Source organism: Citrobacter sp. Cpo090, assembly GCF_030332665.1.
Classification (GTDB): domain Bacteria; phylum Pseudomonadota; class Gammaproteobacteria; order Enterobacterales; family Enterobacteriaceae; genus Citrobacter; species Citrobacter portucalensis.
This window is the reverse complement of sequence record NZ_JAOWHK010000025.1, coordinates 843,532-863,603: the sequence shown is the minus strand read 5'-3', so window position 1 is coordinate 863,603 and position 20,072 is coordinate 843,532. Positions and strand designations below refer to the sequence as shown.

Annotated in this window: 19 protein-coding genes; 10 read left to right on the top strand and 9 right to left on the bottom strand. The window is 54.5% G+C overall.

What is annotated here, in order from left to right; all coding sequences use genetic code 11:
* The first annotated feature begins 1 nt into the window (after window position 1).
* On the top strand, window positions 2-1,948 hold the full coding sequence (gene topB / locus OGY83_RS06860; protein WP_128316714.1) for a DNA topoisomerase III: 1,947 nt from the start codon (window positions 2-4) through the stop codon (window positions 1,946-1,948).
* Between the two features lie 88 nt (window positions 1,949-2,036).
* Here topB and gdhA read toward each other — a convergent pair whose 3' ends face one another.
* The gene (gene gdhA, locus OGY83_RS06855) at window positions 2,037-3,380 is read right to left on the bottom strand and encodes an NADP-specific glutamate dehydrogenase (RefSeq protein WP_003832501.1); all 1,344 of its coding nucleotides are present in this window, start codon (window positions 3,378-3,380) and stop codon (window positions 2,037-2,039) included.
* Window positions 3,381-3,617: 237 nt separating this feature from the next.
* Here gdhA and OGY83_RS06850 point away from each other — a divergent pair, with 237 nt between their 5' ends.
* Complete coding sequence (locus OGY83_RS06850; protein ID WP_123267009.1) at window positions 3,618-3,893, top strand: YnjH family protein; 276 nt, start codon at window positions 3,618-3,620, stop codon at window positions 3,891-3,893.
* On the opposite strand, the gene OGY83_RS06845 is transcribed toward OGY83_RS06850, so the two are convergent.
* A complete protein-coding gene (locus OGY83_RS06845) occupies window positions 3,853-4,266 on the bottom strand; it encodes a pyrimidine (deoxy)nucleoside triphosphate diphosphatase (protein WP_191228808.1) in 414 nt (137 codons plus the stop codon). The genes OGY83_RS06850 and OGY83_RS06845 overlap by 41 nt on opposite strands.
* A gap of 79 nt (window positions 4,267-4,345) precedes the next feature.
* On the opposite strand from OGY83_RS06845, the gene OGY83_RS06840 reads away from it, so the two are divergent.
* Both OGY83_RS06840 and OGY83_RS06835 read left to right on the top strand, forming a co-directional pair.
* Window positions 4,346-4,915 carry a carboxymuconolactone decarboxylase family protein gene (locus OGY83_RS06840; protein ID WP_286635556.1) on the top strand — a complete coding sequence of 190 codons (570 nt, stop codon included), beginning with the start codon at window positions 4,346-4,348 and terminating at the stop codon, window positions 4,913-4,915.
* Window positions 4,908-5,531, top strand: a complete 624-nt coding sequence (locus OGY83_RS06835; RefSeq protein WP_286635555.1) for a CDP-alcohol phosphatidyltransferase family protein — start codon at window positions 4,908-4,910, stop codon at window positions 5,529-5,531. The genes OGY83_RS06840 and OGY83_RS06835 overlap by 8 nt, the downstream gene beginning before the upstream one ends.
* Before the next feature lie 100 nt (window positions 5,532-5,631).
* Here the strand turns inward: OGY83_RS06835 and OGY83_RS06830 are convergent, their stop codons facing one another.
* The 7 genes from OGY83_RS06830 to xthA all read right to left on the bottom strand — a co-directional run bounded on the left by OGY83_RS06830 (window position 5,632) and on the right by xthA (window position 12,763).
* Complete coding sequence (locus tag OGY83_RS06830) at window positions 5,632-6,939, bottom strand: sulfurtransferase (RefSeq protein WP_128611873.1); 1,308 nt, start codon at window positions 6,937-6,939, stop codon at window positions 5,632-5,634.
* Between the two features lie 88 nt (window positions 6,940-7,027).
* The gene (locus OGY83_RS06825) at window positions 7,028-7,660 is read right to left on the bottom strand and encodes an ATP-binding cassette domain-containing protein (protein ID WP_286635554.1); all 633 of its coding nucleotides are present in this window, start codon (window positions 7,658-7,660) and stop codon (window positions 7,028-7,030) included.
* Window positions 7,660-9,195: an ABC transporter permease family protein gene (locus OGY83_RS06820; RefSeq protein WP_286635553.1), complete on the bottom strand. Its 1,536-nt coding sequence runs from the start codon at window positions 9,193-9,195 to the stop codon at window positions 7,660-7,662. The genes OGY83_RS06825 and OGY83_RS06820 overlap by 1 nt, the downstream gene beginning before the upstream one ends.
* Entirely contained in the window at window positions 9,168-10,337 is a 1,170-nt protein-coding gene (locus OGY83_RS06815; protein ID WP_286635552.1) for an ABC transporter substrate-binding protein, read from the bottom strand. The genes OGY83_RS06820 and OGY83_RS06815 overlap by 28 nt, the downstream gene beginning before the upstream one ends.
* Before the next feature lie 32 nt (window positions 10,338-10,369).
* Entirely contained in the window at window positions 10,370-11,071 is a 702-nt protein-coding gene (locus OGY83_RS06810) for a TVP38/TMEM64 family protein (protein WP_286635551.1), read from the bottom strand.
* A complete protein-coding gene (locus OGY83_RS06805) occupies window positions 11,068-11,733 on the bottom strand; it encodes a TVP38/TMEM64 family protein (RefSeq protein ID WP_191228807.1) in 666 nt (221 codons plus the stop codon). The genes OGY83_RS06810 and OGY83_RS06805 overlap by 4 nt, the downstream gene beginning before the upstream one ends.
* Window positions 11,734-11,956: 223 nt before the next feature.
* Entirely contained in the window at window positions 11,957-12,763 is an 807-nt protein-coding gene (gene xthA, locus OGY83_RS06800; protein ID WP_286635550.1) for an exodeoxyribonuclease III, read from the bottom strand.
* 444 nt (window positions 12,764-13,207) lie between these two features.
* Here xthA and astC point away from each other — a divergent pair, with 444 nt between their 5' ends.
* From astC to spy, 6 genes are all read left to right on the top strand, one after another.
* Window positions 13,208-14,428: a succinylornithine/acetylornithine transaminase gene (gene astC, locus OGY83_RS06795; protein ID WP_079938532.1), complete on the top strand. Its 1,221-nt coding sequence runs from the start codon at window positions 13,208-13,210 to the stop codon at window positions 14,426-14,428.
* Window positions 14,425-15,459, top strand: coding sequence for an arginine N-succinyltransferase (astA, locus tag OGY83_RS06790; RefSeq protein ID WP_286635549.1), 1,035 nt, complete (start codon window positions 14,425-14,427; stop codon window positions 15,457-15,459). Before astC ends, astA begins: the two co-directional genes overlap by 4 nt.
* Entirely contained in the window at window positions 15,456-16,934 is a 1,479-nt protein-coding gene (gene astD / locus OGY83_RS06785; protein ID WP_286635548.1) for a succinylglutamate-semialdehyde dehydrogenase, read from the top strand. The genes astA and astD overlap by 4 nt, the downstream gene beginning before the upstream one ends.
* The gene (gene astB, locus OGY83_RS06780) at window positions 16,931-18,274 is read left to right on the top strand and encodes an N-succinylarginine dihydrolase (protein WP_286635547.1); all 1,344 of its coding nucleotides are present in this window, start codon (window positions 16,931-16,933) and stop codon (window positions 18,272-18,274) included. Before astD ends, astB begins: the two co-directional genes overlap by 4 nt.
* The gene (gene astE / locus OGY83_RS06775; RefSeq protein ID WP_286635546.1) at window positions 18,267-19,232 is read left to right on the top strand and encodes a succinylglutamate desuccinylase; all 966 of its coding nucleotides are present in this window, start codon (window positions 18,267-18,269) and stop codon (window positions 19,230-19,232) included. The genes astB and astE overlap by 8 nt, the downstream gene beginning before the upstream one ends.
* A 349-nt stretch (window positions 19,233-19,581) precedes the next feature.
* Window positions 19,582-20,067 (top strand): ATP-independent periplasmic protein-refolding chaperone Spy, encoded by a 486-nt coding sequence (gene spy, locus OGY83_RS06770; protein ID WP_003030629.1) that lies wholly within the window; start codon window positions 19,582-19,584, stop codon window positions 20,065-20,067.
* Window positions 20,068-20,072 lie beyond the last annotated feature (5 nt).

Here is a 20,072-nt window from a genome sequence, read left to right as displayed (position 1 = left end):
GATGCGGTTGTTTATTGCCGAAAAACCAAGTCTGGCGCGTGCTATCGCCGATGTGCTGCCGAAGCCGCATCGCAAAGGCGATGGTTTTATCGAATGCGGAAATGGACAAGTGGTGACCTGGTGTATTGGTCACCTGCTTGAACAGGCGCAGCCGGATGCCTACGACAGTCGTTATGCTCGCTGGAGTCTGGTCGATCTGCCGATTGTCCCTGAAAAGTGGCAACTGCAACCGCGCCCCTCGGTAACCAAACAGCTCAACGTCATTAAGCGCTTTTTGCATGAGGCCAGCGAAGTTATTCACGCCGGTGACCCCGATCGTGAAGGACAACTGCTGGTGGATGAAGTGCTGGATTACCTGCAACTGGCGCCTGAAAAGCGCCAGCAGGTGCAGCGTTGCCTGATTAACGACCTCAATCCGCAGGCCGTTGAGCGGGCTATTGAGCGGCTGCGTGCCAACAGTGAGTTCATTCCGCTGTGCGTGTCGGCACTGGCGCGAGCGCGTGCGGACTGGCTGTACGGTATCAATATGACGCGCGCTTACACCATTCTTGGACGTAACGCAGGCTATCAGGGCGTACTTTCGGTCGGGCGCGTACAAACGCCGGTGCTCGGGCTGGTTGTGCGTCGCGATGAAGAGATTGAGAATTTCGTTGCCAAAGACTTCTTCGAAGTGAAAGCGCATATCGTAACGCCCGCCGATGAGCGGTTTACCGCTATCTGGCAGCCGAGCGAAGCGTGTGAGCCGTATCAGGATGAAGAAGGGCGCTTGCTGAATCGCACGCTGGCTGAACACGTGGTGAATCGTATTAACGGTCAACCGGCGATAGTCACCAGCTATAACGATAAACGGGAATCAGAATCCGCGCCGTTGCCGTTCTCGCTGTCGGCGTTGCAGATTGAAGCGGCGAAGCGCTTCGGTTTAAGTGCGCAAAACGTTCTGGATATCTGCCAGAAGCTGTATGAAACCCATAAGTTGATTACCTATCCGCGTTCGGATAGCCGTTATCTGCCGGAAGAGCATTTTGCCGGACGTCACGCGGTACTGAACGCGATTAGCGTCCATGCGCCGGATCTGCTCCCGCAACCGGCGGTCAATCCCGATACGCGAAATCGCTGTTGGGACGATAAAAAAGTGGATGCGCACCACGCCATCATTCCTACCGCGCGCAGTTCGTCCATTAACCTGAACGACAACGAAGCGAAAATTTACAACCTGATTGCCCGTCAGTATCTGATGCAATTTTGCGCAGATGCGGTATTCAGGAAGTGCGTCATTGAGCTGGATATCGCCAAAGGTAAGTTTGTCGCCAAAGCGCGTTTTCTGGCGGAAGCCGGATGGCGCACGCTGCTCGGTAACAAAGAGCGCGACGAAGATAACGACGGAACGCCGCTGCCGGTGGTGGCAAAAGATGACGAACTGCTGTGCGAAAAAGGCGAAGTGGTTGAACGTCAGACCCAGCCCCCGCGGCACTTTACCGATGCCACGCTGCTGTCAGCGATGACCGGGATTGCGCGATTCGTGCAGGATAAAGATCTGAAGAAGATCCTGCGCGCAACGGATGGTTTAGGTACGGAAGCGACACGTGCCGGAATTATCGAGCTGCTGTTTAAGCGTGGGTTCCTGGTGAAAAAAGGACGTTATATCCATTCGACCGATGCGGGAAAAGCGCTGTTCCACTCGTTGCCAGAAATGGCGACGCGCCCGGACATGACAGCGCACTGGGAATCTATCCTGACCCAAATCAGCGAAAAGCAGTGTCGCTATCAGGATTTCATGCAACCGCTGGTGGGGACGCTGTATCAGCTTATCGATCAGGCGCGCAGCACACCGGTAAGACGCTTTCGTGGAATTGCTGCACCTGGCGGTAGTGGTAGCGATAAGAAAAAGAGTGCGCCGCGTAAACGTCCGGCGAAAAAAAGCCCGCCATCTGAAGAGGCGGGCCTGTAAGTTTGTTGGCCTGGTAAGCATAGCGCATCAGGCTTAGCCGGATGCGGCACTCGTGCCTTATCCGGCCTACTGGCCTGCAGAGATGATATTAAATCACGCCCTGACCCAACATCGCGTCGGCAACCTTGACGAAGCCTGCGATGTTGGCGCCACGTACGTAGTTGGTCTGCTTGCTTTCGCCGCCGTATTCAACGCAGGCATGGTGAATATCCAGCATGATGTGGTGCAGGCGTGCATCCACTTTCTCCGCTTTCCAGCCCAGACGAGCGGCGTTTTGCGCCATTTCCAGACCGGATGTCGCTACGCCACCGGCGTTGGCGGCTTTACCCGGTGCGAATAGTACGCCCGCTTCGAGGAACAGATCGGTGGCTTCGATAGTGGTCGGCATGTTTGCCCCTTCGGCGACAGCTTTCACGCCGTTGGCGATCAGTACGCGTGCTGCATCGACATCCAGTTCGTTCTGAGTGGCGCACGGCAGGGCGATATCGACCGGAACCGACCACGGCTGCTTGCCTTCCAGATAGGTCAGGCCAAACTCACGGGCGTAATCCGCCACGCGACCGTCACGGCTGTCTTTGATCGCGCACAGACGCGCCAGTTTTTCTTTAGTAAATCCGCTTTCGTCGACCACGGTACCGCTGGAATCGGAGGCGGTAACTACCCGCGCGCCAAACTCCATGGCTTTTTCAATGGCGAATTGCGCTACGTTGCCGGAGCCAGAAACTGCCACGCGCATACCTTCAAAGCCCAGACCATGGCGTTTGAGCATTGCTTCGGTGAAGTACACCAGACCGTAGCCAGTGGCTTCCGGGCGGATCAGGCTGCCGCCGAAAGAGAGACCTTTACCGGTAAAGACACAGGCGCTGTTGTTAGACAGCTTTTTCATCATCCCGGCCATAAAGCCGACTTCACGACCGCCTACGCCGATGTCGCCCGCCGGGACGTCGGTATCAGGGCCTAAATGGCGGAACAGTTCGGTCATCAGCGCCTGGCAGAAACGCATGATTTCGCCTTCGCTTTTACCTTTCGGATCGAAATCGCTCCCGCCTTTACCACCGCCCATTGGCAGTGTGGTGAGGGCGTTCTTAAACGTCTGCTCAAAGCCAAGGAATTTCAGGATCGACAGGTTTACTGAAGGGTGGAAACGCATACCGCCTTTGTACGGGCCGATGGCGGAGCTAAACTGTACGCGCCACGCACGGTTAACCTGCACCTGATTGCGATCGTCCAGCCAGACTACGCGGAACTGAATCACGCGCTCCGGTTCAACCAGACGTTCAAGCAACGACATCTGACGATAACGCGGGTTCTGCTCAAGGAAGGGCCACAGCGTCGTCATTACCTCACGAACGGCTTGCGCGAACTCGGTCTGATTCGGGTCGCGCTTTTGCACATGGTTAAGGAATGACTCCAGAGAACATGTCTGATCCATAGATATAAAAACCTCTTATGTATTGATATGGTTATATTTTTGATATTTATGTTATGTGTTGTGCAGTTTTTGACTATACCATCAGCAGTGTGACGTGACGCAAGAAAAAATTAACCCCGCTAAGTAAATTAATATTGCGCCGTGGGTCATAACCAAAAACGATGATGGAAGGGACTAAAGTTTCTGCCGATTTATACCGTTATACTGAGCATAAATGTCAGTTAAAAAGGAAAGACAATGCGCCGTTTAATCATGGCAGGAGCGTTGGTACTGATGTCCAGCGCGACGCTGGCAAATCAGCTTTATCGCCCGGATGTGCAGGTGAATGTTCCGCCGGAAGTGTTCAGTTCCAGCGGTCAGCGGGCGCAGCCCTGTAATCAGTGCTGTATTTATCAGGATCAAAACTACTCTGAAGGGGCGGTGATTAAAGCTGATGGCGTTCTGTTGCAGTGCCAGCGCGATGATAAAACGATCAGCACGAATCCGCTGGTCTGGCGGCGCGTAAAAGGATAAACGCCTCTAACAGCGGGATATCGGCGGGAGCCAGCGGATAACGCAGCGCCTCTTCGGGTGAGCACCAGACGATATCCTGATGTTCATGTGCTCTCAGCTCCCCTTGATACGACGGCACATGCCAGGCGTGTAGGTGAATAAGTCGGCCTGAAACCTCGCGCTGATGACTGGCAATGTAGCGCCCCACGACTGCCTCAATGCCCAACTCTTCACGCAGTTCACGGATCAGCGCCTCGGGCTGATTTTCACCCGGCTCAACCTTACCGCCGGCCAACTCCCACATGCCTGACTGATCCGCATGTAGCGGACGCTGAGCCAGTAAAATTTTGCCACCACGTTCAATGATAGCGGCGACCACGTCGAGGGTTTTCATCATATTCATCAAGATCTAACAGCAGAAAATGACATACTATCGTTATCTTTGTTTTATCTAAAGTATTCAGGAGCCACCGTTGAACGAACCTCAGTCGTGGGTAAAGCCGTTAACGCGTATCCCTTCCAGTTTAAAACCGCTCGTTGCTACGCAGAAAAAACATTATGGCGATGTGCTACATCCCACGCGCTGGTGGGGGCGGATGCCGTTTCTGTTCTGGCTGGTGGCGCTGTTTGTCGGGTTTCTGGAGCGTAAAAAGGCACGCTTAACGCCGGTGATGCGCGCGCTATTGATGACCCGCGTTTCTCAGGTGTGCCACTGCGCTTTCTGTGTTGATGCAAATAGTCTACGGCTGGCAGAACGCTGTGGCGCGCTGGATAAAGTCATGCAGGTTGCCAACTGGCAAGATTCGACGCTGTTTAGCGCTGAAGAACGCGTAGCGCTGGCCTATGCCGATGCGGTGACCGCAACGCCTCCACAGGTTGACGATGCGCTGAAAGCGCAGATGAAGCAGCATTTTACCGATGATGCCATTACGGAAATGACCGCGCTGATCGCGTTTCAAAATCTCTCGGCGCGTTTTAATGCTGCTCTCGATATTCCCTCGCAGGGACTGTGCGACAGTTTTAAAGGACGCCCGCATGCTTGACCGTCATCTTCATCCACGATTAAAACCGCTGTTGCATCGGTGCGTAGGCATTATTGATAAACCGGCGATTACCCCGGACGGACTTACGCTGGTCGGTTTTGCTATTGGCGTGCTGGCGTTGCCATTTCTGGCGTTAGGCTGGTATCTGGCGGCGCTGGTGGCCATTGTGCTCAATCGGTTGTTTGACGGGCTGGATGGGGCGCTGGCGCGGCGCAGAGGGCTAACCGACGCTGGCGGATTTCTCGATATCTCGCTCGATTTTCTGTTTTACGCCATAGTGCCGTTTGGTTTTATTCTTGCCGCTCCGGCGCAAAATGCGCTGGCAGGCAGTTGGCTGTTGTTCGCGTTTATTGGCACCGGTAGCAGTTTTCTGGCCTTCGCCGCACTGGCAGCAAAACATCAGATTGATAACCCCGGCTATGCGCATAAATCGTTTTATTATCTTGGCGGGCTGACTGAAGGAACTGAGACGATTTTGCTGTTTGTGTTGGGGTGTCTGTTCCCGGACTATTTTGCCGTGCTGGCGTGGGTCTTTGGCGCGCTGTGCTGGATGACAACGTTCACCCGGATCTGGGGCGGATATCTGACGCTGAAAACCGTTCAGCGTCAGGTGTAAGGTAATGCGTTGCCGGATGCGCTTCGCTTATCCGGCCTACAACGATGATATATCCAGGCTGGGTAAAGCGTTCTCGCCACATCCGGCAATAATGCCAGTCTTACTTGCTGGCGTCCGGACCCCGTTCACCGCTGGCGACCGGGTTTTTCGGATTGCTGCTCCACTCGTACCAGCCACCATCGTAAACAGAGACGTTTTTCCAGCCCATTGCACGGGCATACATAAACGTTTCTGAAGCGCGCCAGCCGGTACCGCAATAGAAAGAGACCTGTTGATTCGGCAGGATATTCCATTGCTTCCACATGGCGGCGATGTCATCCGCGCTGCGCATGGTGCCATCCGGGTTATGGAAATCTTCCATGTGGGTGGAGTCGCTGCCCGCGTGGCCCCAACGTGCGCCGGCGATCTCACCTTTTGGCTTAATGTAGCTGTAACCGCTGGTGGTACCGACAAATTCCGGCCATGAACGAATGCTCACCAAAGATGCATCCTGGCGATGCAGCAGGCCGCGCGCCTGTTCCATATCCAGCATAAGCTGCGGCTGGGCAGGGATTTTCACGCCGAAATCAGGCTCTGGTTTCACCGTTGGCGGAGTGCCGCGTTCGACCGGTAAACCTGAGTCGGACCAGGTTTGCCAACCGCCGTCGAGCAGACGAACGTCTTTCACGCCTGCGTACAGCATGATTTGCGCCACGCGAGCGGCAGCATAGACATCGCGGCCGTATAAAATTACCGTGGTGTCGTGGCGGATACCGTGTTTCGCCAGCATCGCTTTAAGCTGCTCGTCGGAAACTTTATTCCACAGCGGTTCGCTTTCAACTTCATTGGTATCAATGTAGCCCGCGCCGGGGATGTGGCTGAGCAGATACAACTTCGGCGCGCCCCAGGCGGCTTCAATCACTTTCCAGTCACCCGCCGGTTTGGCAGTCACGTCTTTACCCTGCTGAAGATCGTGCAGCCACTGTGGGTAAACCAACTGTTCGAAGTGCGGCAGACGTTGCAGACGGGCAGGGTCTGTCAGCGCATCGCTGAGGGTTGAAATCTGGTTAAAGCCAACTTTTTGCAGACGGGATTTAACGGCCTGCATGTCGTTATCGCTACCATACAGCGCCACCGGAGCGTCGGTCTTAAGTTGATGTGACTTAACCCAGGCGCTGAGTTGTTCATCATTCATCTTGTCGAGCCAGGCGGCAGACAGGTTCAGTGCGGAAGGTTCGTGTCCTGAAGGACCATTGAGCGATTGTGGCCAGCCGTTGTAAAAAGCGCTCTGACGGGTATCGATCGCCGCGCCTTGCTTTTGCTGTAACTGGTTGAGGGTGAGCGTCTGTGCTGTTTCAGCAGCCCAGGAAGAAGCGCAAGCGAGCCCTAAAGCCAGTGCCAGCGCGGTCATTTGAGAAACACGTTTCATCGAATAGCCCGACGTTGAAAAAAAGAAGATGACATTCTGTGCCGCCAGTTACGTAAAAACTTTGCGTTAACGCAGCATATCGCCACATTCACGCCCAGTTTTCCATCTGTAATACGCGGCCTGCTGGCGGGACGTCCTGCGCGTCATGGGTCACCTGTACCACCGGGATCCCCAGCTTACGCACCTCGGTGAAGACCCACTGGCGAAAGGTATCGCGCAGCGACGCATCCAGCCTGCTAAAGGGTTCATCAAGTAACAGTGCCTGAGGCTGTGCCAGTAGCGCGCGGAGCAGGGCGACACGCGAGCGTTGCCCACCGGAGAGTGACGCCGGATCGCGCGAGTAAAATCCAGCCAGGTCAGCGCGCGTGAGTGCGCTTTCTACAGCATGGCGTCTGGCGGGACCTTGCAGGCTGGCGGGTAAGGCCAGCAGTAAATTCTGCCCAACGCTGAAATGGTCAAACAGCAGCGCATCCTGGAACAAAATGCCAATCTGGCGCTGCGCGGTAGGTAACGTGTCGATGCGTCGTTCATTGAGCCACAGTTCGCCTGAGGCACGAAACTGAGGAGACAACGCCCCAATCATCCATGAAAATAGCGAAGATTTCCCGCTGCCGGAAGGTCCCATAATAGTGACAATGTCACTTTTGTTAACCTGAAAATTAACGTCCTTCACCAGCGCTTTCGCGCCCTGGTACAACGAAACGCCTCGTACGGTAAGCATTAGCGGAGTCCTTGTCGAAAGCGGCCGATCCACGCGGCAAGAAAAGCCGTGAGTACGAAAACGAGCAGTGGTAGAAGAAGCTGCCACAACGCTTGTGTTGCCAGAATCGCACTACTACCGCCGCTGCTTAATGCCACCGCTTCGGTGGTCAACGTGGGATAGCGTCCGGCACCTAGCCACAGCGTTGGCATATACTGGGCGATACTAACCGAGAAGCCCACCGCGAAGGCAATCAATGCCGGGCGCGCCAGCTGCGGGCATTTCACCAGCCAGAATATCCGCCCCCGCGTCCAGCCCAGCGTTTGCGCAATCAAAATTATTCGTGGGTCAATGCGCTGCCACGCCGGTTTAAGCACAAACAGCATCCAGGGCATCACCCACAGCAGGTGGCCCCAGATAATGGTTGTCATTAGTCCATCTTGTCCGGCATATAACGCCAGCAGATATTGTCCGGTTACCAGCGGTAGCGCAGGTAAAATGAGCGGTAGCCAGACCCAGCGGTGTCCGGTTTGTGGACCCCATTCCAGCCAGGCAAAAAGTATCAGTAGCGCCAGCACGCTGGAAAGGAGCCCCAGTTGCAGACTATTGCTGAGCGCTTCGTTGTTTAGCGAGGAATAGCTGGCGATAAGCGCCAGTACCAGCACGCATACCACACCGCTGACGGGCAAAATCTGTACCAGCGGGCGTGCGATTGTCGCGGATGAAAAATGCAGGCGTTCACCGTTTACTGCCGGAATAGTACGTCGCCAGGCGCGCCAGAGCAGATAACCCACCAGCGCGATAATGAGGAGCAACAGCACCAGCAACAGGCTGGCGAGTGCGCCTTTCGCCTGCTGTTCGACATCGCCCTGACTGAGCCACTGCCAGCTCAATACGGCAAGCGTTGGCGGATTGCCGGGGCCAAGAACGATTGCCACATCCACAACGGAGAGCGACCAGGCGACAATCGCCAGCATAGCTTTGCCTAATGCCGGGCCAATAGCGGGCAGTACCAGCCAGTTCAGGCATTGCAGTCGGCTGTAACCCAGCGAATCCAATACGATAACCTGCTGCGAAAGTTGTTTTTCACTCAGTAGAGCCGAGAGTATCCATAACAAAAAAGCGCTCTCTTTCACCGCCAGCGTTACGCCAAGTCCAATACCGTAGCGGTCCGGCTGTGGGCTGAGGAACGGGAGCCACTGCCAGAGCATACCGCCTTCAGCAAAAACCAACAGCATGCTGGTGGCGAAGGCAACGTGCGGGATCGCCAGCAGCCACGGAAGACGGGTGCTTAGTCGCGCCCAGCCTGCGCCGGGCCATAAAGTGAGGATCGCCATCAGCGCGATGATCAGCGCGCCGCCAGCCGCGAGGCCTACGGAAACCAGCGTTGCCAGTAACGCCTGCAGGAGTTGGGGATCGGCAAAGAGCGCCAGCCAGTGCGCGGTACTAAGCGCTGGTGTTACCAGAGACCATGCCGCTGGCACCAACGGCAGATAAACTGCCGCCATGATGGCCCAGAGTAGCAGAATTAATGCGTACCGTAGCGGCGTAGCCATTCTTGTTCCAGAGCGTTTACCCAGGCTGCATGCGGTTCTGGCAGCACGGCAGGGAGTCCCTGTGGGATCCGCGCCAGCAGCGCATCACGCTGTTCGTCAGGTAATTTTTGTGGATCAAGCACCGAAGGATCTCCCCAGACAGCCGGGTCAGCTTTGCGCAGTTGTGCTTCAGGAGAAAGCAGGAAGTTTGCCACGACTTTTGCTCCGGCACTGGCGTGGGCATTCGCCGGAATGGCAACAAAGTGCACGTTGCCGAGCATGCCCTGTGAGAAACCAAAACTGTAGCTGCTTTTAGGCAATTCGCCGCTGGCTACTTTTTGCTGCGCGTGGGCCGGGTTAAAGGTCAATGATAAACGCAGGGTGCCGCTATTGAGCAGCGCATCCATTCGTGCTGGCGTGGGCGGAAAATCTTTGCCTTCACGCCAAAGTACAGGGTGCAAGGTATCAAGATACTGCCACAATGGCGCGGTAACCTCGGCGAACGTCGCTGCATAAGGCGCAACTTTCAATGCCTGTGGTTTGGTGGTGAGCGATATTAACAGCTGTTCAAGGAAAGCCGTTCCGGTAAAGTCTGGTGGCCGCGGATAGGTCACCGTGCCAGGGTGCGCCTGCGCAAATTCAAGCAGTGCCTGGGGAGATTGCGGCGGCTGCGCGGTGAGATCGCGCCGGGCAATAAAGGTGAGTTGGGCACCGCCCCACGGTGATTCAGCCCCCTCCGTTGGAACGGAGAAATCTTCGGTCACCGGTTTTTGTGTATCAACATAGCGCCAGTTAGGCAGCGATTGCGCCCACTGGGTTTGCAGCAGCCCGGATTCTTTCAAGGTACGGAAGTTTTCGCCGTTAACCCACAGTAAATCGACAGAGCCGCCGCTTTTTCGCCCGGATGCCGATTCCGTCTGGATGCGTTTTACGGCATCGGCGGCGTCCGCCAGGCGCACGATCTTCAGGTTAATGGCGTAATGCGTTTTCATCTCGCCGCTAACCCAGTCGAGATACTGGTTAACTGCATTATCGCCACCCCAGGCGTTGAACCACACCGTTTGGCCGTGGGCGTCATTTTTGATTTGTTGCCAGCTGGCGTCCTGGGCAAACGTCGCCAGCGGGCAGAGCAACAAACTCAGACTCAATAAGCAGTAACGCATAATATCTCCATGGCTAAAAATGAGGGAAGGTTTCAGCTTTTTTCCCGTTGACGCTCAAGATAAAGGCTTCTCGCCACCGATATCACCACGCTCAGGGCAAACAGGACAAACAGACCCGTCACAAACCAAAATGTGCCACCGGTTAACAGGCTTCCCGCCCATGAGTAGACGATAGTGGCGGGTAACTGTCCGATGCCAGTGGCGATGAAAAAATGGCGAAAACGAATTGAGGTCAGGCCTGCCGCGTAGCTTACCGGGTCGAACGGCACAAAAGGTAACAGGCGGCAGACCAGAATAGTGTGCTTACCATAGCGCTCGAAAAAAGCGTCCATATTGTTCAGCACCATTTTTCCGGTTAGCTTTTCCACCGCCCCCCGGCCTAAAATGCGGGCAATAAAAAAGCACAGCGCCGCGCCTGCCATTGCGCTGCTCCAGGATAGTACGCCGCCCCAAAATGCGCCAAACAGCGAGGCATTGGCAAACGTGATCACAAACGCAGGAAGCGGTGCAACGACGGCCTGTAAGATCATCAGGAAGAACGACACCACCGCCGCCTGGGTTCCGTAAGAACGAATGAAGTTCTCAAGAGCATGCTGATCGAGCGTGGTAAATGCCGCCAGGCTGCCGTGGAGAAAATCGCTCACGCCAGGTATCCATGTCCACGCCACTAGCGCGAGTAGCAGCAGGACAAGCAAGCTTATCTGGTAATAGCGTGTCAGCCGCGATTTTTTCATCTTGATCGCTTCCCCGCGCACTCATGACTGGCCGACGGATCAATATGCTTATGCCGGGCCCAGGCTTTGGCTGCCTGAACGAGGGCGAATAACGCCAGCCCCGCCACGCTGAGCTTACCGATAAATGCCAGGGTAATGCCTTCGCTGGCGAGTTCATGCGACATCAGCGTATAGATAAAGATACCGGGTAAGGTGGTAAGTGCCGATATTACGGTAAATGACCAGAACGGAATGGCCGTCAGCCCATAGGCGTAATTTTGAATATTATAGGGGAACAGCGGCACAAGCCGGGTCAGGATCAGAAAGTCTACTCCGCTATGGGCAATGCCTTTTTCTATAGCCTGAAACGTCGCCGTGTGCCCAACGTATTTCAGTAGTAGATCCCGTCCAAGCCAGCGGGCCAGCAAAAACGACAGCGCCGAGGCCACGGTTGCTGCCACTAACGAGATAAGCGTCCCAGCCACGGGGCCAAACAGCACACCGCCGACGATCACCAGGATGCTGCCTGGGATCAGACACAGCGCAGCAACAATAAACAGCAGGATATAAAGCGTATAGCCGAACATACCGCTTTGGCGGATGACGTCTTGTAAATGATGGAAATTGGTTATCAGGTCGGTCAGACCATAATGATGGAAAACTCCCGCCAGAACGCAGAACAGGACCGTGACAATCAGCAGCCGGTATTCTGCTTTATGCGAACTTCTTTTTCATGGGGGTTCTCCTGTAAAACCGAGTGCAATGGAGCATTTTCGTCAGCGAAAAGAGCGCGCGAAGATATAATAAATTTCCGGCCGCAACAATGTATTACCGTCGCTTTATTGATTTTGCACAGAATAAACTGACTCTCCAGGCCGGGCCCGGAGAGTAAAAAGACACAGACGGTCAGACGCGGAATTTAGCCCATACAGGCGCATGGTCGGACGGTTTTTCCATGCTGCGAATTTCATAGTCGATGCCGGTTTCTTCACAGCGTTCCGCCAGCGGGTTGCTCGCCAGCAGCAGATCGATACGCAGGCCACGGTTATCGTCAAAGCCTTTTGAGCGATAATCAAACCATGAGAACTGGTCATTCTTTTCAGGATTTGCGTGACGGTAGGTATCCACCAGACCCCAGCCCAGCAGGCGTTCCATCCATTCACGCTCCTCCGGCAGGAAGGAGCATTTTCCGGTACGCAGCCAGCGTTTCCGGTTCTCTTCGCCGATGCCGATATCGAGGTCGGTTGGGCTAATATTCATATCGCCCATGATCAATACCGGATTATCGCGCTTCAGCCCTGTCTCCAGATAGTTTTGCAGGTTCTGATAAAACGCGGCTTTGGCCGGGAATTTGGTTTCATGGTCACGGCTTTCGCCCTGCGGGAAATAGCCGTTGATCACCGTTATATTGCCCAGAGGGGACGGAATTTCTGCCATGATGATACGACGCTGCGCTTCTTCATCATCGCCCGGGAAGCCACGACGTACCGCAATTGGCGTTTCTTTCGTTAACAGCGCCACACCGTAATGACCTTTCTGGCCGTGATAAAAGACGTTGTAACCGAGCTTTGCTACCTCTTCGAGAGGGAACATATCGTCGTGGACTTTTGTCTCCTGTAAGCCAATAACATCCGGTTGGTGTTTTTCAACAATGGCTGCCAGTTGATGGGGGCGGGCACGCAGGCCGTTGATATTAAAAGAGACAAATTTCATAGTCGCTGCCACTTTGCAAGATGAATAGTGCAAGGATGGTAGCAGAATTTCAGCAAGCTGACTGCTTCTTGTCACCTGATTCCAACAATGATTGCTAATGGCGTTAACGATGGAGCAAAAACTGCACCGTTTTGGCGCGAAGCGCGTCGGAATGGAGCAATAATTTCCGAAAAATTTCGTATACGATCACAATTCCAGAATTATATTTGGCGACTGAATAAAACTGCGTTTTTTCCTCTGTTTAGTCGCCTGATGCGCAAACATATTCACTTTATATGCACATGCAGTGAATATCGTCACGTTGTAACCTGTTGATATTCCGTCATCGACCTCCGTTTATGCACTTTTTTCGCTGGCTGGCACGAACCCTGCAATCTACATTTACACCGCAAACACTATATTTATTAACATATAAATAACCTTTTATTTACCGTTGAGGTCGCTATGTCTCTGTCAATTACGCGTGAAAATTTTGATGAATGGATGATGCCCGTATACGCTCCGGCCCCTTTTATTCCGGTGCGGGGTGAAGGTTCACGTCTGTGGGATCAGCAGGGTAAAGAGTATATCGATTTCGCGGGAGGCATTGCGGTTAACGCGCTGGGTCACGCCCACCCGGCATTGCGCGAGGCATTAAACGACCAGGCGAGCAAATTCTGGCATACGGGAAATGGCTACACCAACGAGCCGGTGCTGCGTCTGGCGAAAAAGCTGATTGACGCCACCTTCGCCGAGCGCATTTTCTTCTGTAACTCCGGTGCAGAAGCCAACGAAGCGGCACTAAAACTGGCGCGTAAATATGCCCACGATCGTTTTGGCAGCCAGAAGAGCGGGATTGTGGCGTTTAAAAATGCATTCCATGGCCGCACGCTGTTTACCGTCAGCGCCGGAGGACAACCCGCTTATTCACAGGATTTCGCGCCGCTGCCGCCGGATATCCGTCATGCCGTATACAACGATCTCGATTCTGCCAGCCAACTGATTGATGACACCACCTGTGCGGTTCTCGTGGAGCCAGTGCAGGGTGAAGGCGGTGTGGTACCGGCAACAGAAGCCTTTTTGCAGGGGCTACGTGAGTTATGCGATCGCCATAATGCACTGCTGATTTTTGATGAAGTTCAGACCGGCGTTGGCCGTACCGGGGAGCTGTATGCCTATATGCACTACGGCGTGACGCCGGATCTGCTGACGACAGCAAAAGCGCTGGGCGGTGGTTTCCCCATCGGCGCACTGCTGGCGACAGAGCGTTGCGCCAGCGTGATGACGGTCGGCACGCACGGTACAACGTACGGCGGAAACCCGCTGGCGACGGCGGTGGCGGGTAGACTGTTGGAAATTGTTAACACACCGGAAGTGCTCAACGGAGTAAAGCAGCGCCACGACTGGTTTGTGGAGCGTATTAACGCTATTAACGAACGTTTTGGACTGTTTAGTGAAATTCGTGGACTCGGGCTGTTGATCGGCTGCGTGCTGAACGCGGAATTTGCCGGGAAAGCGAAACTCATCTCGCAAGAAGCGGCTGTTGCCGGGGTGATGGTACTGATTGCTGGCGCTAACGTGGTGCGTTTTGCGCCAGCGCTCAACGTCAGCGAAGAAGAAGTCGCCACCGGACTGGATCGCTTTGCGCTGGCCTGCGAACGTATTAAAGCAGGAGGTTCATCATGATGGTGATTCGTCCCATTGAACGCGCGGATATCACCGCGTTGATGCAGCTTGCCAGTAAAACCGGCGGCGGGTTGACCTCGCTACCGGCGAATGAAGCTACGCTGATGGCGCGTATCGAACGTTCACTCCAAACCTGGCGCGGTGAGTTGCCAAAAAGTGAGCAGGGATATGTGTTTGTGCTTGAAGACAGTACCAGCGGAACCGTGGCCGGGATTTGCGCCATTGAGGTGGCAGTAGGGCTTAACGATCCCTGGTACAACTATCGGGTCGGTACGCTGGTCCACGCCTCGAAAGAGCTGAATGTCTATAACGCGCTGCCGACACTGTTTCTGAGTAACGATCACACAGGCAGCAGCGAGCTTTGCACTCTGTTTCTCGATCCGGACTGGCGAAAAGAAGGCAACGGCTATTTGCTGTCAAAATCGCGCTTTATGTTTATGGCGGCCTTTCGCGACCGATTTAATGAGAAGGTCGTGGCCGAGATGCGTGGCGTGATTGATGAGCACGGTTACTCGCCGTTCTGGCAAAGCCTCGGTAAACGCTTTTTCTCAATGGAGTTCAGCCGGGCGGATTTTCTCTGCGGAACAGGACAGAAAGCCTTTATTGCTGAACTGATGCCCAAACATCCTATTTATACTCATTTTCTGTCTGATGAAGCGCAAGACGTGATTGGTCAGGTGCATCCGCAAACTGCCCCGGCGCGGGCGGTGCTGGAGAAAGAAGGATTTCGCTACCGCAACTATGTCGATATTTTCGACGGCGGGCCGACGCTGGAATGCGATATCGACCGGGTTCGGGCTATTCGTAAAAGCAGGCTGGTGGAAGTGGCGGAAGGTCAGCCAGCAACCGGCGATTATCCGGCCTGTCTGGTTGCCAATGAAAACTATCAAAACTTCCGCGTCATGCTGGTTCGAGCAGATCCGGATACCCAACGTCTGGTACTGACGGCGGCACAACTGGATGCCCTGAAATGCCACGCGGGCGACCAGGTACGTTTTGTACGTCTTTGTGCAGAGGAGAAAGCAGCATGACACTATGGATAAACGGTGACTGGGTGACGGGCCTGGGCGAGCGTCGGGTGAAAACCAACCCTGTAAGCGGTGATGTGCTGTGGCACGGTAATGATGCCGACGCAACGCAGGTGACGCAAGCGTGCCAGGCCGCGCGTGCAGCCTTTGCCGGTTGGGCTAAACAGCCCTTCAGCGCACGCCAGGCTATTGTTGAAAAATTTGCCTCATTGCTGGAAAGCAACAAGGCCGAGCTTACCCAGATTATTGCCCAGGAAACCGGCAAACCACGCTGGGAAGCCGCGACTGAACTGACGGCGATGATCAATAAAATCGCCATCTCCGTCAAAGCTTACCATGCCCGTACCGGTGAGCAGCACAGCGAAATACCGGATGGCGCGGCAACGTTGCGCCATCGCCCACACGGCGTGCTGGCGGTTTTTGGTCCGTATAACTTCCCTGGTCATTTACCCAATGGGCATATTGTTCCGGCATTGCTGGCCGGCAATACGTTGATTTTCAAACCCAGCGAGTTGACGCCGTGGACCGGTGAAGCAGTAACAAAGCTGTGGGAACAGGCGGGATTACCGTCGGGCGTGCTGAATCTGGTGCAGGGGGGACGCGAAACGGGGCAGGCGTTAAGCGCACTGGAAGACCTCGATGGCCTGCTGTTTACCGGCAGTGCGAATACCGGTTATCAGTTGCATCGGCAGTTATCCGACCAGCCGGAAAAAATCCTCGCCCTGGAGATGGGGGGGAATAACCCGCTGATTATTGAGAATCCGGAGGATATTGATGCTGCAGTACATCTGACCATTCAGTCCGCATTTGTCACTGCCGGACAGCGCTGTACCTGTGCCCGCCGCCTGCTCGTAAAAAAAGGCGCGCAGGGTGATGCGTTCCTGACGCGTCTGGTGGAGGTTAGTCAGCGTTTAATGCCCGGCAACTGGGATGCACAACCCCAGCCGTTTATGGGTGGACTGATTTCCGAACAGGCCGCGCAGCACGTCTATGATGCCTGGCAGCGTCTGGCATCGTTGGGTGGCCGTACGCTGTTAGCACCACGTCTGGTGAACGCCGGAACGTCACTGCTGACCCCTGGAATCATCGAACTGACCGGGGCGGGGAACGTACCTGATGAAGAGGTTTTTGGCCCGCTGCTCGGCGTCTGGCGTTATGACAGCTTTGATGATGCGATTCGTATGGCGAACAACACCCGCTTTGGACTGTCGTGTGGGTTAGTTTCGCCCGATCGCGGCCAGTTTGAACAGCTACTGCTGGAGGCGCGGGCAGGGATCGTCAACTGGAATAAGCCGTTAACCGGCGCGGCGAGTACCGCACCGTTTGGCGGCGTTGGCGCTTCCGGGAACCATCGCGCCAGCGCGTGGTATGCCGCAGATTATTGCGCCTGGCCGATGGCAAGTCTGGAATCTCCGGCCTTAACGCTGCCAACGGCGCTTAGCCCCGGACTGGATTTTTCCCGCGAGGATAAGCTATGAAAGCCCGTGAGGTAAATTTTGATGGTCTGGTGGGACTGACTCACCACTATGCTGGATTGTCATTTGGTAATGAGGCTTCAACCAAACATCGATTTCAGGTGTCGAACCCGCGTCTGGCGGCGAAGCAGGGTCTGCTAAAGATGAAAGCGCTGGCGGATGCGGGATTCCCTCAGGCGGTGATCCCGCCCCACGAGCGTCCTTTTATTCCGGTTCTGCGTCAGTTGGGCTTTAGCGGCAGTGACGAACAGGTGCTGGAGAAAGTGGCGCGTCAGTCGCCTCACTGGCTCTCCAGTGCCAGCTCCGCATCGCCTATGTGGGTAGCGAATGCGGCAACGGTTTGCCCTTCGGCAGATTCGCTGGACGGGAAAGTGCATCTGACGGTAGCGAATCTGAATAATAAGTTCCACCGTTCGCTGGAAGCGCCTACTACCGAAGCATTGTTACGGGCGATTTTCCGTGATGAGAATAGCTTTGCGGTCCACGGTGCGTTACCCCAGGTAGCGCTTTTCGGTGATGAAGGGGCGGCAAACCATAACCGCCTCGGTGGAGATTACGGCGATCCGGGTGTACAGCTATTTGTTTACGGTCGTGAAGAAGGTAATGCATCCCAGCCGAAGCGCTATCCGGCAAGGCAATCCCGTGAGGCTAGTGAGGCGGTTGCCCGCCTGAATCAGGTTAACCCGCATCAGCGCATTTTTGCTCAGCAAAACCCGGACGTCATCGATCTTGGCGTGTTTCATAACGATGTGATAGCGGTGTCGAATCGCCAGGTGCTGTTTTGTCATCAGCAGGCGTTTGTCAGACAGCAGGCGTTGTTAGAGCAGTTGCGCAGTCAGGTGGCAGGTTTTACCCCGCTGGAAGTCCCGACTGCGGAGGTGTCGGTGCAGGATGCTGTGACCACCTATCTGTTTAACAGTCAGTTGCTGAGTCGTGATGACAATTCAATGATGCTGGTCCTGCCGCAGGAGTGTCGGGAGCATGCTGGCGTGTGGCGGTATTTGAACCGTCTTCTTGAGGAAGACAATCCGATCGATGACCTGCGGGTATTCGATCTGCGTGAAAGTATGTCCAACGGCGGCGGTCCGGCATGCTTGCGCCTGAGAGTGGTGCTCACCCCACAGGAACAGCAGGCGGTGAATCCGGCGGTTATCATGAACGATACGCTGTTTAACACGTTGAATAACTGGGTTGACCGTTACTATCGCGATCGTCTTACCGCCGCCGACCTTGCCGACCCACAGCTGTTGCGCGAGGGGCGTGAAGCGCTGGATTCGCTGACACAATTGCTCAACCTCGGCTCTGTGTATCCTTTCCAGCAGGAGGGGATGCGCCATGGATAACTTTCTGGCGATCACGCTCGAAGGCGCCACTCCAGAGAAAACGCAAGGAACCACTCATGGTTTTGACTGGCAGTGGAGCGGTCACGGAATTCTGGAACTGACGCCGATTGTACCCGTTGAACATTCTCTGGTGCTGTCTGCGGGGATCCATGGTAATGAAACCGCGCCGGTAGAGATACTCGACTCATTGTTGTCCAGGCTGTTTAGCGGCGAGCTGGCACTGACATGGCGGCTGCTGGTGATTCTGGGAAACCCGCAGGCGCTGGCGGCGGGAAAACGGTATTGTCATAGCGATCTGAATCGTATGTTTGGCGGCCGGTGGCAGATTTTTACCGCGAGTGAAGAAACGCACCGAGCCCATGAGCTTGAGCTGTGTCTGGAAGATTTTTATTCGCGGGCGAAAGAGCCAACACGCTGGCACCTGGATCTGCACACCGCGATCCGTGGTTCACAGCATCTGCGCTTTGGCGTATTGCCACAACGCAACGTTGCCTGGGACGAGGGTTTTCTTGAATGGCTGGGAGATGCGGGACTAGAGGCGCTGGTTTTTCATCAGACGCCTGGCGGCACGTTCACCCATTTTAGCGCTGAACATTTTGGCGCACTGGCCTGCACGCTGGAACTGGGTAAAGCGTTGCCGTTCGGACAAAACGATCTGTCCCGGTTTGCCCAGACGGCAGATGCGCTGGCGAAGCTGCTGGAGGGCGAGCGAGTACCGACGGGAGCACCATCCCCGCTGCGCTACCGCGTAGTGTCGCAAATCACACGCCGTAGCGATGATTTTATTCTCCATATGGATAACCAGACGCTCAACTTTACCCCCTTTAAAGAGGGGACCTTGCTGGCGCAGGACGGAGATGAACGTTTTATCGTCACCCATGATGTTGAATACGTTCTCTTTCCGAACCCTAACGTGGCCTGCGGTTTACGCGCCGGATTGATGCTCGAAAAGTTGTGATAAATATATTCGCCCTGCAGGTTTATCCTTTAGGGCTTATTTTTGCGTGCTGTTTTTATTTATTACGGATTATTCCTGGTGAATTGCTTTCTTAATAATCAGGGTTCGGGTATAGTTCTTCATAATCCTTTCAAAATCATCCTGTTGTAATTTTTTATTGCAACTCTCCGCAATTTATTCTTTTTTTCTTCATAATTGATGAAAGTTTGTTTTTTACACTTTCACTGTTTTACCGTTGCTCTGATTAATTGACGCTTAAGCCGGTAAAGTTAATCTCGTCAACACGACATCACATTGCATAAGAGTCGCATGAGTGTCGTAAAAATAACTGAAAGAAAGGATAGAAATTATGCGTAAACTGACTGCTCTGTTTGTTGCCTCTACTCTGGCGCTGGGTGCTGCGAATCTGGCTCATGCTGCTGACACTACAACAGCTGCACCAGCGGATGCCAAACCGATGATGCACCACAACGGCAAGTTCGCCCCGCATCACGACATGATGTTCAAAGACCTGAACCTGACCGACGCGCAGAAACAACAGATTCGCGAAATCATGAAAGGCCAGCGCGATCAGATGAAACGTCCGCCGCTGGAAGAACGCCGCGCAATGCACGACATCATCGCCAGCGATAGCTTCGATAAAGCGAAAGCCGAAGCGCAGATTGCGAAGATGGAAGAACAGCGCAAAGCCAACATGCTGGCGCATATGGAAACCCAGAACAAGATTTACAACATTCTGACCCCGGAACAGAAAAAGCAGTTTAATGCCAATTTTGAGAAGCGTCTGACAGAACGTGCAGCGCAGAAAGGTAAAATGCCGCAAGCTGCCGAGTAATCGAT

What these genes read in the sequence shown, in the direction of transcription:
- OGY83_RS06810 (WP_286635551.1), bottom strand. Translation starts at nt 11,071, where the DNA reads ATGAAAAAATCGCGGCTGACACGCTATTACCAGATAAGCTTGCTTGTC.
- astD (WP_286635548.1), top strand. Translation starts at nt 15,456, where the DNA reads ATGACACTATGGATAAACGGTGACTGGGTGACGGGCCTGGGCGAGCGT.
- OGY83_RS06830 (WP_128611873.1), bottom strand. Translation starts at nt 6,939, where the DNA reads ATGAAACGTGTTTCTCAAATGACCGCGCTGGCACTGGCTTTAGGGCTC.
- astC (WP_079938532.1), top strand. Translation starts at nt 13,208, where the DNA reads ATGTCTCTGTCAATTACGCGTGAAAATTTTGATGAATGGATGATGCCC.
- OGY83_RS06850 (WP_123267009.1), top strand. Translation starts at nt 3,618, where the DNA reads ATGCGCCGTTTAATCATGGCAGGAGCGTTGGTACTGATGTCCAGCGCG.
- OGY83_RS06835 (WP_286635555.1), top strand. Translation starts at nt 4,908, where the DNA reads ATGCTTGACCGTCATCTTCATCCACGATTAAAACCGCTGTTGCATCGG.
- topB (WP_128316714.1), top strand. Translation starts at nt 2, where the DNA reads ATGCGGTTGTTTATTGCCGAAAAACCAAGTCTGGCGCGTGCTATCGCC.
- OGY83_RS06820 (WP_286635553.1), bottom strand. Translation starts at nt 9,195, where the DNA reads ATGGCTACGCCGCTACGGTACGCATTAATTCTGCTACTCTGGGCCATC.
- astA (WP_286635549.1), top strand. Translation starts at nt 14,425, where the DNA reads ATGATGGTGATTCGTCCCATTGAACGCGCGGATATCACCGCGTTGATG.
- OGY83_RS06825 (WP_286635554.1), bottom strand. Translation starts at nt 7,660, where the DNA reads ATGCTTACCGTACGAGGCGTTTCGTTGTACCAGGGCGCGAAAGCGCTG.
- OGY83_RS06845 (WP_191228808.1), bottom strand. Translation starts at nt 4,266, where the DNA reads ATGAAAACCCTCGACGTGGTCGCCGCTATCATTGAACGTGGTGGCAAA.
- spy (WP_003030629.1), top strand. Translation starts at nt 19,582, where the DNA reads ATGCGTAAACTGACTGCTCTGTTTGTTGCCTCTACTCTGGCGCTGGGT.
- astB (WP_286635547.1), top strand. Translation starts at nt 16,931, where the DNA reads ATGAAAGCCCGTGAGGTAAATTTTGATGGTCTGGTGGGACTGACTCAC.
- OGY83_RS06815 (WP_286635552.1), bottom strand. Translation starts at nt 10,337, where the DNA reads ATGCGTTACTGCTTATTGAGTCTGAGTTTGTTGCTCTGCCCGCTGGCG.
- xthA (WP_286635550.1), bottom strand. Translation starts at nt 12,763, where the DNA reads ATGAAATTTGTCTCTTTTAATATCAACGGCCTGCGTGCCCGCCCCCAT.
- gdhA (WP_003832501.1), bottom strand. Translation starts at nt 3,380, where the DNA reads ATGGATCAGACATGTTCTCTGGAGTCATTCCTTAACCATGTGCAAAAG.
- astE (WP_286635546.1), top strand. Translation starts at nt 18,267, where the DNA reads ATGGATAACTTTCTGGCGATCACGCTCGAAGGCGCCACTCCAGAGAAA.